The organism is Mesorhizobium sp. P2_E10, assembly GCF_056404235.1.
The window spans coordinates 83,946-96,797 of record NZ_JBFUEK010000013.1 but is presented as its reverse complement, the minus strand read 5'-3'; the positions used below and the strand labels follow the sequence as shown (position 1 = coordinate 96,797).

General features: G+C 62.5%; 11 protein-coding genes and 1 tRNA gene. 7 read left to right on the top strand and 5 right to left on the bottom strand.

The features are described 5' to 3' along the window. Window positions 1-104 precede the first annotated feature (104 nt). Complete coding sequence (locus AC1D0N_RS25880) at window positions 105-1,340, bottom strand: ABC transporter substrate-binding protein (RefSeq protein WP_477248812.1); 1,236 nt, start codon at window positions 1,338-1,340, stop codon at window positions 105-107. Window positions 1,341-1,573: 233 nt separating this feature from the next. Here AC1D0N_RS25880 and AC1D0N_RS25875 point away from each other — a divergent pair, with 233 nt between their 5' ends. Genes AC1D0N_RS25875 through AC1D0N_RS25865 form a run of 3 tightly spaced genes read left to right on the top strand, consistent with a single transcriptional unit; the run spans window position 1,574 to window position 4,306 of the window. Further along, the gene (locus AC1D0N_RS25875) at window positions 1,574-2,344 is read left to right on the top strand and encodes an SDR family oxidoreductase (RefSeq protein ID WP_477248811.1); all 771 of its coding nucleotides are present in this window, start codon (window positions 1,574-1,576) and stop codon (window positions 2,342-2,344) included. A gap of 2 nt (window positions 2,345-2,346) precedes the next feature. Continuing rightward, window positions 2,347-3,414, top strand: coding sequence for an ABC transporter ATP-binding protein (locus AC1D0N_RS25870; RefSeq protein WP_477248810.1), 1,068 nt, complete (start codon window positions 2,347-2,349; stop codon window positions 3,412-3,414). Between the two features lie 10 nt (window positions 3,415-3,424). Then, window positions 3,425-4,306, top strand: a complete 882-nt coding sequence (locus AC1D0N_RS25865; protein WP_477248809.1) for a MurR/RpiR family transcriptional regulator — start codon at window positions 3,425-3,427, stop codon at window positions 4,304-4,306. A gap of 16 nt (window positions 4,307-4,322) precedes the next feature. Here AC1D0N_RS25865 and AC1D0N_RS25860 read toward each other — a convergent pair whose 3' ends face one another. Together AC1D0N_RS25860 and AC1D0N_RS25855 are read right to left on the bottom strand one after the other, a co-directional pair. After that, the gene (locus tag AC1D0N_RS25860) at window positions 4,323-4,646 is read right to left on the bottom strand and encodes a DUF167 family protein (protein ID WP_477248808.1); all 324 of its coding nucleotides are present in this window, start codon (window positions 4,644-4,646) and stop codon (window positions 4,323-4,325) included. 3 nt (window positions 4,647-4,649) lie between these two features. Then, window positions 4,650-4,940 carry a YggT family protein gene (locus AC1D0N_RS25855; protein WP_477248807.1) on the bottom strand — a complete coding sequence of 97 codons (291 nt, stop codon included), beginning with the start codon at window positions 4,938-4,940 and terminating at the stop codon, window positions 4,650-4,652. A 163-nt stretch (window positions 4,941-5,103) separates the two neighbouring features. Here AC1D0N_RS25855 and AC1D0N_RS25850 point away from each other — a divergent pair. Continuing rightward, window positions 5,104-5,179, top strand: a tRNA-Ala gene (locus AC1D0N_RS25850). An 836-nt stretch (window positions 5,180-6,015) separates the two neighbouring features. On the opposite strand, the gene AC1D0N_RS25845 is transcribed toward AC1D0N_RS25850, so the two are convergent. Further along, entirely contained in the window at window positions 6,016-7,404 is a 1,389-nt protein-coding gene (locus tag AC1D0N_RS25845) for a multicopper oxidase family protein (RefSeq protein WP_477248806.1), read from the bottom strand. 149 nt (window positions 7,405-7,553) lie between these two features. Beyond that, window positions 7,554-8,162 (bottom strand): TetR/AcrR family transcriptional regulator, encoded by a 609-nt coding sequence (locus tag AC1D0N_RS25840; RefSeq protein ID WP_477248805.1) that lies wholly within the window; start codon window positions 8,160-8,162, stop codon window positions 7,554-7,556. A gap of 108 nt (window positions 8,163-8,270) precedes the next feature. Here AC1D0N_RS25840 and AC1D0N_RS25835 point away from each other — a divergent pair, with 108 nt between their 5' ends. From AC1D0N_RS25835 to AC1D0N_RS25825, 3 genes are all read left to right on the top strand, one after another. Next, window positions 8,271-8,957, top strand: a complete 687-nt coding sequence (locus AC1D0N_RS25835; RefSeq protein WP_477248804.1) for a PspA/IM30 family protein — start codon at window positions 8,271-8,273, stop codon at window positions 8,955-8,957. A gap of 65 nt (window positions 8,958-9,022) precedes the next feature. After that, on the top strand, window positions 9,023-9,310 hold the full coding sequence (locus AC1D0N_RS25830) for a YiaA/YiaB family inner membrane protein (protein ID WP_477248803.1): 288 nt from the start codon (window positions 9,023-9,025) through the stop codon (window positions 9,308-9,310). A gap of 92 nt (window positions 9,311-9,402) precedes the next feature. Then, window positions 9,403-12,828: an acyl-[ACP]--phospholipid O-acyltransferase gene (locus tag AC1D0N_RS25825; protein WP_477248802.1), complete on the top strand. Its 3,426-nt coding sequence runs from the start codon at window positions 9,403-9,405 to the stop codon at window positions 12,826-12,828. The last annotated feature ends 24 nt before the right edge of the window (window positions 12,829-12,852 follow it).

Below are 12,852 nucleotides of genomic sequence, written 5' to 3'. Positions count from 1 at the left end.
CCTGCGCCCTGGTGTGGCGATTAAGAGTCACATGCCAGGCGGGATGATGGAAAGGGGCGCGCCCCGATTGAGACAGGGCGCGCCGGGCGTCGGGAGAAAACGCCCTATTTCTTGAGCACGGCGTCGGCCTTGGCCGCCGCATCCTTCAACGCCGCTTCGGGCTCAACGTCGCCGAGATAGATCTTTTGCATGGCATCCGACGTGATCTGCGCGATCTCTTCCCAACCCGGGATGACCGGTGCGAAGCGGGCATCGGGCAGCAGCGCGGTGAACGCCGCCAGATCGGCATTGTTGACGTAGTAGTCCATCTTGGCCTCTTCCTTGTTCACCGGCAGGAAGCCTTCGCCTTGCGTGAACTTGGCGCGCTGTTCGCTGGTGAACAGGAAGTCGAGCAGTTTCCAGGCCTCGTCCTTGTTCTTCGAATTCTTGAACATGATGATGGAATCGGTGACGCCATAGGTGCCGCGCGCGCCGCTCGGCCCGGCGGGAATGGCGGCCACGCCGTATTTCAGGTTCGGCGCCTCGTCCTTGATCTGGTTGGACAGGAACGGCGCGGTGATCATCATGCCGACCTTGCCTTGCTTGAACAGGTTCTGCACGTCCTCGCGGTTGTTGGAGGTGACGCCCGGCTCGGTCAGGCCTTCATCGATCATCGACTTGTAGAGCTTGGCGGCTTCGAGCGCGCCGGGCGTGCTCAGGCCCGACGTGCCGTCCTTGTTGAGGATCTCGGTGCCCTGCGACCACATCGCATAGTAGTAATAGACGTCGGTCTCGATCTCCTTGCCCTGCAGGCCGAAACCGAAGGTGCCGGAGCCGAGCGCCTTGATCTTGCGCGCATCTTCCTGCAGCTCGGTCCAGGTTGCCGGCGGGTTGGCGATGCCGGCTTTCTCGAACAGTTCCTTGTTGTAGTACATGGCCCGCGCCGACGCCGCGATCGGCAAGCCATAGGTCTTGCCCTGCATGATCGAGGGCGACAGAAAGGTGTCGATGAAGCGGTCCTTGAAGTCCGGCTTGATGTAGCCGTCGAGCGGCTCGGCAACATCCTGCTGGACGAAATCGATCAGCCAGCGCGTGCCGATGATCGACAGATCCGCATTGGTGCCGGCGGTGATGTCGGTGGTCAGCTTCTGCAGCAGCACATCCCACGGCACCACTTCGAACTTGACCGTGATGCCCGGGTTGGCCGCCTCGAATTCCTTCTTGACGCTTTCGAAATAGGGGCCCGTTTTGGCGCTATATTCGGCGACGGTGACGCGCACTTCGCCGGCATCTGCCTGCGCCGCCAGCGCCAGCATGCTCATTCCGGCCAGCAGGCCGGCAGTCCAGTTTGCAAGCTTCATTCGATCTCTCCCATTTGACTGCGCATAACGGCTCCCGCGCCATTCGGCGGCAAAAGCTTTATGTTACTTTCCTACATTATCCATCGTTTTGCGGTTCGCAAGCAGATTATTCTGTTGCTTAATTACATTTCATAAAATAGCGTTTTGCGAATTTTCCCCTGCATGTCGCCCGAATGCGCAGCGGTTTGGGGCAACAGGATGTATACGTGCAAAGACTTGGAGGAGCGCGCGCGGTGGTTTCGAGAGCCGAATTCGAAGGCAGGACGGTCGTGGTGACCGGTGCGGGCGGTGGCCTCGGCTCGGCGATCGTGACGCTGATGGCCGAGCGCGGCGCGCGCGTCGTCGGCTGCGACCAGTCGAGCGAGGCGTTGGCGAGCCCGCACATTGCCTCGCGCCATGTCTTCAACCTTCTCGACCAGGCTTCGATAGCGGCGGCGATAGCAGCGATCCTGGACAAGGATGGCGTCCCCGACATCCTGATCAACAATGCCGGTTGGACGCGCGCCGAGACGCTGCCGGCGTTGACCGCAGCCAAGATTGAGCATGAGCTGGACCTGAACCTGACCGGGGTGATGACTTTCGCCGATCCGCTGGTCAAGTCGATGGCCAAAAACGGCTCGGGCAGCATCGTCTTCATCTCCTCGGTCAATGCCATCGCCCATTTCGGCAACCCCGCCTATGCCGCAGCCAAGGCCGGCATCAACGCCTATGCAAAATCGATCGCGGTGGAACTTGGCCGCAGCGGCCTGCGCGCCAATGTCGTCTGCCCCGGTTCGATCCGCACCGCAGCCTGGGACCACCGCCTGGCCAAGGACCCCGAAATCCTCGGCAAGCTGCAACGGCTCTATCCACTCGGGCGCATCGTCAACGCTTCCGAGGTCGCCGAAGCGGTGGCCTTCCTTGCATCCGACCGCGCATCGGGCATAACAGGCGTGGCGATGCCGGTTGATGCCGGACTGACCGCCGGCTGCCTGCCATTCATCGACGACATATTGGGGGCCTGAGCATGACCGATGTCCAGTTTCGCGGCCTGTCGAAATCCTTCGGGCAGCACAAGATTCTCGAAGACATCAACCTCGACATCAACAGCGGCGAGTTCGTCGTGCTGGTCGGCCCCTCGGGCTGCGGCAAGTCAACCTTGCTGCGCATGCTGGCCGGGCTGGAGACGATCACCTCCGGCGATCTGCTGATCGGCGGCGTGCGCGCCAACGAGCTGCCGCCGCAGCAGCGCAACATAGCCATGGTGTTCCAGTCCTATGCGCTGTTTCCGCATCTGAAGGCGGCGGACAATATCGGCTTCGGCCCAAAAATCCGCGGCGAGACCCGGACAGTGATCGACGAAAAGGTCAAGAAGGCGTCCGGCGTCCTCAACCTGTTTTCCTATCTCGACCGCTACCCCAGGGAGCTGTCCGGCGGCCAGCGCCAGCGCGTCGCCATGGGCCGCGCCATTGTGCGTGAACCCTTGGTCTTCCTGTTTGACGAGCCCTTATCCAACCTCGACGCACAATTGCGCGTGCAGATGCGCACCGAGATCAAGGCGCTGCACCAGCGGCTGAAATCGACCATCGTCTATGTCACCCATGACCAGATCGAAGCCATGACCATGGCCGACCGCATCGTGGTGATGGACCGCGGTCGCATCCAGCAGGTCGGCGCGCCGCTGGAGCTTTACGACAAGCCGGCCAACAAATTCGTCGCCAGCTTCATCGGTTCGCCCTCGATGAGCTTTGTGTCCGGAGCGCTCAAGGCGACGGCCAGCAAGGCCTGGTTCGAGACATCCGGCGGCGGCCGCCTGGCTCTTGCCGGCAAGACCGTGTCGGACGGCGCTACGGTCGAGGCCGGCATCCGGCCCGAACATTTCGTCATCGGCGGCGAAAGCGACGCGATGGCCATCAATGTCGACGTCGTTGAGCCGACCGGCGCCGAAACCCATGTCTACGGCTCGATCGGCAGCGACACCGTGCGGGCCGTGTTCCGCGACCGGCTGCAGATCAGGCCGGGCGACAGATTGCCGGTCTCTGTCGATCCCGGCAACATCCACCTGTTCGACACAGCGACGGGCCTGCCGCTATGAAACCACGCGCATGAAAACACCGGCCGACATCATCACGCGCCTTCAATTGATGTCGCAGGACGGCACCAAGTCGGACCGCCGGCTGGCCAGCCTGGTGCTCTCCGATCTCGATTTTGCCTCCAAGGCGGCGATCTCGGAAATTGCCGCGCGCGTCGGCGTCAGCGAGCCGACGGTGACCCGCTTTTGCCGCAATCTCGGCTGCGAAGGCTTGCGTGATTTCAAATTCTACCTGGCGCAAGCCATCGCCATTGGCGGCCAATATCTGTCGCCGGAACCGCTGAACCGCGATGTCCGCGAACAGCGGATCGCTTCGGCCATCACCGAAGCGGCGATAGCAGCCATCCAGCGCGCCAGCGAAAACCTCGACATGAAGGTGCTGGTCGGTGTCGCCGCGCGCATCGCCACCTCGGGCAACATCCTGTGCATCGGCTCGGGCGGCATTTCGTCGATGATGGCGACGGAGATGCAGAACCGGCTGTTCCGGCTCGGCCTGTCTGCGCTGGCGCAGGTCGATGGGCAATTGCAGCGCATGTATGCCGCGGTGGCGACGCCCGAGACCACGCTCGTCGCCTTCTCGGTCTCCGGCTATGCCCGTTCGGTCATCGAGGCCGTGCAGGTCGCCCAGCAATATGGCGCCACCACCGTCGCCATCACAGCCCCCGACTCCGCACTCGCCAAGGCCGCCGAAACGGTGATCCATCTGCAGTCGCTCGAGGACGGCAACATCTACAAGCCGACCTCTTCGCGCTATGCACTTCTGGCGATCGTCGACATGATCGCCACCTCGGTCGCGGAAACGCGCGGGCCAAAAGTCCTGGAGAGCCTGCGCCGCATTAAGCAGAGCGTGAACACGCTGAAGGTCGACGATCCGCGTTTGCCGCTGGGCGATTGAGCCTCCCGCCGAGGCGTCAGGACTGGCCGCCGAGTGCCTCGACACTCTTCGCCAACGCCACTGGCTCGCCAAGCACACGCAATGTCTTCAGCCGGGAAGTGCCGCCGGCGACGATCGAGACCGCCGATGCCGGCACGCCCAGCGCCTTGGCGATCAGCTTCTCGAGTGCATGATTGGCGGCGCCGTTTTCCGGTACGGCGCGGACGCGGGCTTTCAGATGGCTTCGCCCGTCAGAAGCAGTCTCGACGCCTTCCAGCCGGTCCATCGCCGCCTTCGGTGTCAGCCGGACATACAGGTCGATGCCATTCCGGCTGGTTCTGAAAAATCCGGTCGGTTCCACGGATCAGTAGAACAGCGACCTTACCGTGCTATTCAGGAACCGCTCCAGGAAGAAAATAATCAAGAGCACGATGATCGGCGAGATGTCGACGCCCCCGAGATCCGGCAGCAAGCGTCGGATGGGACGGAACGCCGGCTCGGTCAGCCGATAGAGCACGCCGCCTATGTTGTTGACGACCTGGTTGCGCGAATTGACGACGTTGAAGGCGTACAGCCAGGAGAAGATCGCCGCGGCGATGATCACCCACCAGTAAAGTTCGAGCGCGTAGATCAGCGTATCGATAAGCGCGTCCATTCAAAGCTCCATTGATTGCGCGACATGTAGCCATTGCATGCCAAACCGGCAAGAGCGGGCTTGCGCCGCGTGCCAGAGGGGCTGGGCTTGCCCCCGGTCATTTCGGCAAAACGCCGCCTTGACAGAAAACCGCCGCGCCCGATAAATGCGCCATCCGCTGGACGGGGCTGTAGCTCAGCTGGGAGAGCGCGTCGTTCGCAATGACGAGGTCAGGAGTTCGATCCTCCTCAGCTCCACCAGCGGAATTTAGAAGGCATATCTCCCAGTGAAATCAATAGGATAGCCGAAGCGGCCTCTTTTGTTTGGCCCACGCGTTTGGCCCACGTTTCGCGACATCTCCTTTACCATCGTCGCCGGTTTATGCCCTTCGCCTTTGTTCCAATCAATCCGAACGACCGAGCACCACCCATTTGTGGACATTCGGGAAATAGCTTATGTTCGTTCCTATCACCACCAAACGGGCTACCTGACGCATGACGATCGGTGCATCGGTCTTCCTAATAATTTGGGATGTTTTTTGCATTGCGTATGTAGCGAGTGCCTGTTTACGTGGCAGAGTTTGGTCGACGCATCTCAAATCTTCGTCGCCAATTACTCGCTCAGAATATCCAAGAACCTTCTGGGGATATGTGGGCGGTTTCGGCCTGCAAGCGCTGCTTCTATCATTGCTTTTGATCGCAGGGTTTCTTCGCCTTTGACCGCTTTCCACCCATGTCGGCCGTTTGCGGCAACCAGCTAATTGCGTTTTTACCCCCAGACGGTCGCGAGGAAACCTCAGCGCCGCCCAGCGCGGCCTCTACGGGGTGGGCTCAACGAACCTGACGGGCAACGCTGCGGCGATCTCCTCAGCCATCCCCGGCAAGAGCCTTTCGAGAGCCTGACGGGTCCGACAATAGGACCGAGGTCGCCACGAGGGCTGCCCGCCGCGCATCCCTGACTTGTACTGAATGATCCATTGGATTTGGTTGCGACACTCGATGATCCGGGTCGCCTTGGCCTCGCTGAAGTCCCACCTCAGGACCACGCGGGAATGGTCGTTTGCTTCCTCCCTCACGGCCACCCGTTTCCGCCCCCCTCACACCACCCTTACATAACTCGTCATCCCCGATTTCTGGTGCTCGATGATGTGGCAGTGCAGCAGCCAGTCGCCTTGATTGTCGGCGACGAAGCCGAGCTGAACCTTCTCATTGGGCTGGATGAGATAGGTGTCGGAAATGACCGGCTGAACCGGACGCGTCGAGGACGACAGCACCTTGAAGCTCATGCCGTGCAGATGCATCGGGTGCGATTGCGGCGTCAGGTTTTCCATGTCGATGACATAGCTTTTGCCGAGCTTCAGTTCAGCCAACGGCGCGGTCGGGTCCGGCGTGTCGCCCGGCCACGGCACTTTGTTGATGGCCCAGAAACTGTAGCCAAGTGAACCGCAAATGCCGTCGCTCGGGACGTTTTCAGCCGTGGCGCTGAGCGCCAGCGAAATATACTCTGCGCTGCCGAGATCGACCTCCTCCACCGGATTGGCCTCCAGCGGCGCGAGATCGCGAAGGTCCCGTTTGAGCGATGCTCCGACCGCGCGCAAGGTCGCCAGCACCTTGGGCTTGGTGCCCCTGACGTCCCGCAAGCTGACGATTGCCCCCTCGTCGTCGGGCATGCGGATGGCCAGTTCCATGCGCTGGCCGGGTCCCAGCAGCAAGGCATCGGGCGCAAAGCGCTGCGGCACCGGATTGCCGTCGAGCGCAATCACCGTCGCCTCGGCGCCTTCGACGATAAAGGCATAGATGCGCGTCACGTCGGTGATGGCGACCCTCAGCCGCACCAGCCCTCCCGCCGGCGCGTCATAGGACGGCTGGTCGAGCCAGTTGGCGGTGCGCACCGTGCCATAGGTGCCGGCTCTCGCCGCGTCGCGCGGCCGGAACGGATCGATGAACTGGCCGTCGTCGCCAAGGCGCCAGTCGCGCAGATTGATCACCTCATCGGCATCGAATTTCGGATCGCCGGGGTTCTCCACCACGATGACGCCGGTCAGGCCTTGGCCCATCTGGATCAACGTGTTGCAATGCGGGTGATACCAGAAGGTGCCGGCGTCGGGCGGCGTGAAGGCGTAGTCGAAATGGTCGCCGGTGTAGACATAGGGCTGTACCAGAAAGGGAACGCCATCCATCTTGTTGGGAACGCGAATGCCGTGCCAGTGGATCGTCGTCGGATCGTCGATACCGTTGACCAGCCGTGCCGCGAAGGGCTCGCCCTTTTTCATCCGGAGCACCGGCGGCATGCCTGATACACCATAGGTCAGCACATCCCTGGTTGGGCCGATATCCATCAGCATCGCCTGGGTCCTCGCTGTCTTCAGCACCACCGGCTCCGGCGCTGCCCAGCTGCCGAATTTGCCCATGGCGGAAAGCCCGACCCCACTGACGCCGGCAATTGCGGCGGTCTTTAGAAGTTTGCGACGTGTGAACACCGTCATGCTGCACTCCAACCGGAAAGACGACTGCCCTGAGAGGGACCGTCATGGCTTAAATCATGGGCGAGGAAGCCGTCAGCTCTTCGTGATGCCCAGAAACTCAACGCCGCGTCTTGGCCCGGGCGGGCGGCGAGCACAAGAGCGGACAGCGCTCACTTTCTTTCTGTCTCGAGCCCGGTCACCAGCACATCGACAAAATTCAGCAACTCGGCTTCCAGATCGGTCGGCGCCAGGCCGATGAAGCGGTCTTCCAGCGAAATGGCGACGATGCCGTGCACCGCCGAGAACAGCGTGCGCGCACGGGCCAAAAGATCCGGCGTTTCCGCCGCTGGACGTAGCGCAGCCAGCGGCTCGACCAGATGCTGGATAAGCACCGCATGTTCCGCCAGATGCCATTCGGGCACCGCCACGCCGGGCGCCATTCGATGCTCGAACAGGGCCGCCCACAGCATGCGGTTGTCGCGCGCAAAAGTTAGGTAGGCCCTGGCCAGCGCCCTCAGCTTTGCCCTTGGCTCGACCGCGCTGGTCGTTTCCTCACGCAAGGCCGCGCCCAGTCGCGCCAGGGTTATGGAATTGACGTGCAGGACGAGCTCGTCGAGGTCGGCAAAGGCGGTGTATAGCGCGCCGAGCGCGCAGCCGGCATCGGCCGTGATGTCGCGCGCCCGCAGCCCGCCGAGGCCCGAGGATTGAATATGCGCCTCAGCGGCCGTGATCAGCCTGCCCTTGAGATCCTCGCGCCTGGCGTCCCGTTTTGCCGTCATTAACCTTCTCTATCTGAAACTTTTGAACAGTGTTCATTTTTCGCTTGAACGCCGTTCACGATGTGTTACGTTGCATTTGTGAACATTGTTCATAGAGGAGAAACCGGAATGCTGAAACAGTTTTTTGCGCTGATGCGCGGCCACAGCCACGAAGCCGCAGAAGCGATGGTCGATCGCAACGCGCTGGTGATCCTGCGCCAGCAGATCCGCGATTGCGCCGACGCCATCGCCGCCGCCCGCCGGGCAGTCGCCATTGCCATCGCCCAGAACGAGCAGGAGATCGTGCAATTCAAGAAGCTGGTAGCCCGCATCGAGGACCTGGAGAAGCGCACGATCGCCGCCATCGAGCAGGAACAGAACGAACTGGCCCGCGAGGCGGCCGAAACGATCGCCTTGCTGGAGGCCGAACGCGATGCCTCCAGCGAGGCGCAGAAAAGCTTCGGCACCGAGATCGAGCGCCTGAAGCGGATCGTGCGCGCCTCCGAAATGCGGCTGCGCGAATTGCAGCGCGGCCAGCGCATCGTCGCCGCGGTCGACACCACCCAGCGCCTGCGTGAAACCGCGCCCGGCTCCAGTCTGTCGGCGCTGAAGGATGCCGAAGAGACGCTTCTGCGCCTGCGCACGCGGCAAAAGCAGATCGATGCCACGGCTGCCGCCATGGCCGAGATGGAGCAGTCGGGCGATCCGGCCGCGGTGAGCGAAAAACTGGCCGCCGCAGGCTGCGGCGCGCCGCTGAGAAGCAGCGCCGACGCCGTGCTCGAACGCCTGGCCAGCAGGATTGCCAAGCCGGCTTGATTGTATCCGGCCTGAAACAGACCGACGCCGACCCAACCTAACCCTGAAACGAAAGGATCATACTGATGACCCCCAACACCTACCTGTCAAAGGATTCAAGCGCCTGGAAAACCTTCACCATGGCCAGCTTCGTCGTCGCCGCCTCGATGATGGCGGGCGGCATCTACTTCATGGAGGCAAGCTTTGCCGCCAAGGGATTTTACGCAATGGCCGCCATCATGCTCGTGCATACCTCCATCACCATCACCAAGACGCTGCGTGACGCGGAAGAATCAAACCGCTTCATCAACCGGCTGGAAGACGCCAAGACCGAGAAGCTGCTGATGGATGTCAGCCGCAGTAACGAAGTGTAACCGGGTTCCCGCTAGAACAAGACCCAAACCACGCAAGACCGCTGATCGATCCCTAAGGGTTGCACCGGTCTTGCCCAATGGAAGTCGCCGCTATGGAAATCGCCCCGATCAATCGTCCGACAGCTCACCTGATGACATCTAGGCGCTTTGCGCCGCTCTTCTGGACGCAGTTCCTGTCCGCCTTCAACGATAATTTCCTCAAGAACACACTGGTGTTCCTTATTCTGTTCACGCTGGCGGCGGACCAGGCGGCGTCTCTGGTCACCCTGGCGGGGGCCGTCTTTATGGCCCCCTTCCTGCTGCTGTCGGCGCTCGGCGGCGAGATCGCCGATCGCTTCGACAAAGCCCTCATAGCCAAGCGTCTGAAATTCGCCGAGATCGCCGCCGCGGGAGTCTCCGTCGTCGGCATCGCGCTGTCGTCTATTCCCGTGCTGATGGTGGCGCTGCTGATGTTCGGCATCATCTCGGCCCTGTTCGGGCCGATCAAATACGGCATACTGCCCGATCACCTCGAGCGCAAGGAACTGCCCAAGGCCAACGCCTGGATCGAGTCGGCCACCTTTGCCGCGATCCTCGGCGGCACCATTGCCGGTGGCGTCGTTTCCGCCGATGGCATCGGCGTCACAGTATTCGGACCGATCATGATGGCGCTCGCCGTCGGCTGCTGGCTCGTCAGCCGCTACATTCCGTCCACCGGCTCGGCGGCGCCCGACCTCGTCATCGACAAGAACATCTTCCGCTCGACCTGGCGTCAGGTCTCAGAATTGCGCACCGACATGCGGATCTGGCGCGCCGGCCTGATGACCTCATGGTTCTGGCTGATCGGCGCCATTGTGCTGTCGATCCTGCCGACATTGATCAAGGATTCGCTCGGCGGCAACGAGATGGCGGTCACCGTCTATCTCGCCGTGTTCGCCGTCTCGATCGCCATTGGCTCGGCCATTGCCGCCTGGATGTCTCAGGGCCGCATCGTGCTCTTGCCGGCACCGGTTGGCACGGCGCTGCTGGCGCTGTTTGGCCTGCATCTGGCCTGGACCATCTGGAGCATGCCGCCTTCGCCCCAGGCAGAAACCCTCAGCGCATTCTTCGCCGGCCCGAACACGATCCGGGTCGCAATCGACCTCGCCGGCATGGCCATTGCAGCCGCCTTCCTGGTGGTGCCGACCTTCGCCGCCGTGCAGGCCTGGTCACCTGAAGCGCGCCGCGCTCGCGTCGTTGCCGCGGTCAGCATCGTCAATGCCGGTTTCATGACCGTAGGCGGCATTATTGTTGCCGTGATCCAGACGAAAGTCTCCACCGGCGGCATCCTGTTCGGCCTCGCCGCGGCCAACGCGATTGCCGCCTGGCTGATGCTGAAATTCCTGCCGACCAACCCCTTCCGCGACTTCGTCTCCATCCTGTTCCGCGCCTTCCTGCGCCTGGAGGTCGAGGGCATGGACAACCTCAAGGCAGCCGGCAAGGCGCCGATCCTGGCGCTCAACCATGTCAGCTTCCTCGATGGCCCGCTGGCCCTGACACTGACCGACGAGGAGCCGGTCTTCGCCATCGACTACACCATCGCCCAGGCCTGGTGGATGAAGCCGTTCATGAAACTTGCCCGCGCTTTGCCGCTCAACCCGGCCAAGCCGATGTCGACCCGCACGCTGATCAAGATCGTGCAGGGCGGCGATCCGCTGGTCATCTTCCCGGAGGGACGCATCACCGTCACCGGCGGCCTGATGAAGGTCTATGACGGCGCCGCCATGGTCGCCGACAAGACCGGCTCGATGGTCGTGCCGGTGCGCATCGACGGGCTGGAGAAGAGCTATTTTTCGCGGCTGTCGGCGCAGCATGTGCGCCACCGCCTGTTCCCGAAGGTCAAGGTGACCATTCTGGAACCGGTAAAGCTCGAGGTTGCGCCGGAGCTGAAGGGCCGCAAGCGCCGCGCCGCGGCCGGGTCTGCCCTCTATCAGGTGATGTCGGACCTCGTCTTCCGCACCCAGGACATTGACAAGACCGTGCTGGAAAAGATCATCCAGACCGCCACCGAACGCGGCATGAGAGAGCTCGCCGTGCAGGATCCGGTCACCGGTTCGCTGAGCTACGGCAAGCTGCTGACGGCTGCCGCCGTGCTTGGCGAGAAATTCGAGCACCTCTATGCCGGCCAACAGACGCTCGGCATCATGCTGCCCAACGCCAACGGCTCTTGCGCGACGCTGCTCGGCGTCATGTCTTCCGGCAAGGTCCCGGCGATGATCAACTTCACCGCCGGCGCCGCCAACATCCTCTCCGCCTGCAAAGCCGCCGAAGTCCGGACTGTGCTTACGTCCCGCGCGTTCATCGAACAGGCAAAACTGGGTGCGGTGGTCGAGGAGCTCGGCCGCTCGGTGAACATCGTCTGGCTCGATGATTTGCGCGCCACCATCGGGCTCAAGGACAAGCTGCTCGGCCTGCTGCGCAAGAGCACGCCGCGCGTTGCCCGCAAGCCCGACGATGCGGCGGTGATCCTGTTCACCTCGGGTTCGGAAGGCACGCCGAAGGGTGTGGTGCTGACCCATCGCAACATCCTGGCCAACGCTGCCCAGGCGGCGTCGCGCATCGACTTCCATTCGGGCGACAAGGTGTTCAACGTGCTGCCGATCTTCCACTCCTTCGGCATGACGGCGGGCACCGTGCTGCCGCTGATCTCGGGCGTGCCGGTCTATTTCTACCCCTCGCCGCTGCACTACCGCCTCGTGCCGGAACTGATCTACGGCTCGAACGCGACGATCATCTTCGGCACCGACACGTTCCTCTCGGGCTATGCGCGCACCGCGCACCCCTACGACTTCCGCTCGATACGCTATTGCTTTGCCGGCGCAGAACCGGTCAAGGCAGCGACGCGCATGACCTATATGGAGAAGTTCGGCGTGCGCATCCTCGAGGGCTACGGCGTCACCGAGACGGCGCCGGTGATCTCGATCAACACGCCGATGTACAATCGCTCCGGAACCGTCGGCAAAATCATGCCCGGCATGGAATATCGCCTCGACCCGGTTCCCGGTGTCGACGAAGGCGGCCGGCTGTTCGTGCGCGGCCCCAACGTCATGGCCGGCTATCTCAGGGCCGAGAAGCCGGGCGTGATCGAGGCGCTGGAAGACGGCTGGCATGATACCGGCGACGTCGTGTCCATCGACGAAGGCGGCTTCATCACCATTCGCGGCCGCGCCAAGCGTTTTGCCAAGATCGGCGGCGAGATGATCTCGCTGGCTGCGGTGGAGGCCCTCGCAGGCGAATTGTGGAAGGGCTTGCTGTCGGCCGTCGCCACTGTGCCGGATGCGCGCAAGGGCGAAAAGCTGATCCTCATCACCGAAGCCACTGAGGCCACACGCGCGCAATTCCTCGCCTTCGCCAAGGCCAACGGCGCCATGGACCTGATGGTGCCGGCCGAAGTGCGCGTCGTCGCGAAAGTGCCGGTGCTCGGCTCAGGCAAGCTCGACTTCGCCGGCGTGACCAAGATGGTGCGCGCAGAAGAAGACATGAAGATCAAGGCGGCTTGATCCGGAAATGACGAACCGGCCGGC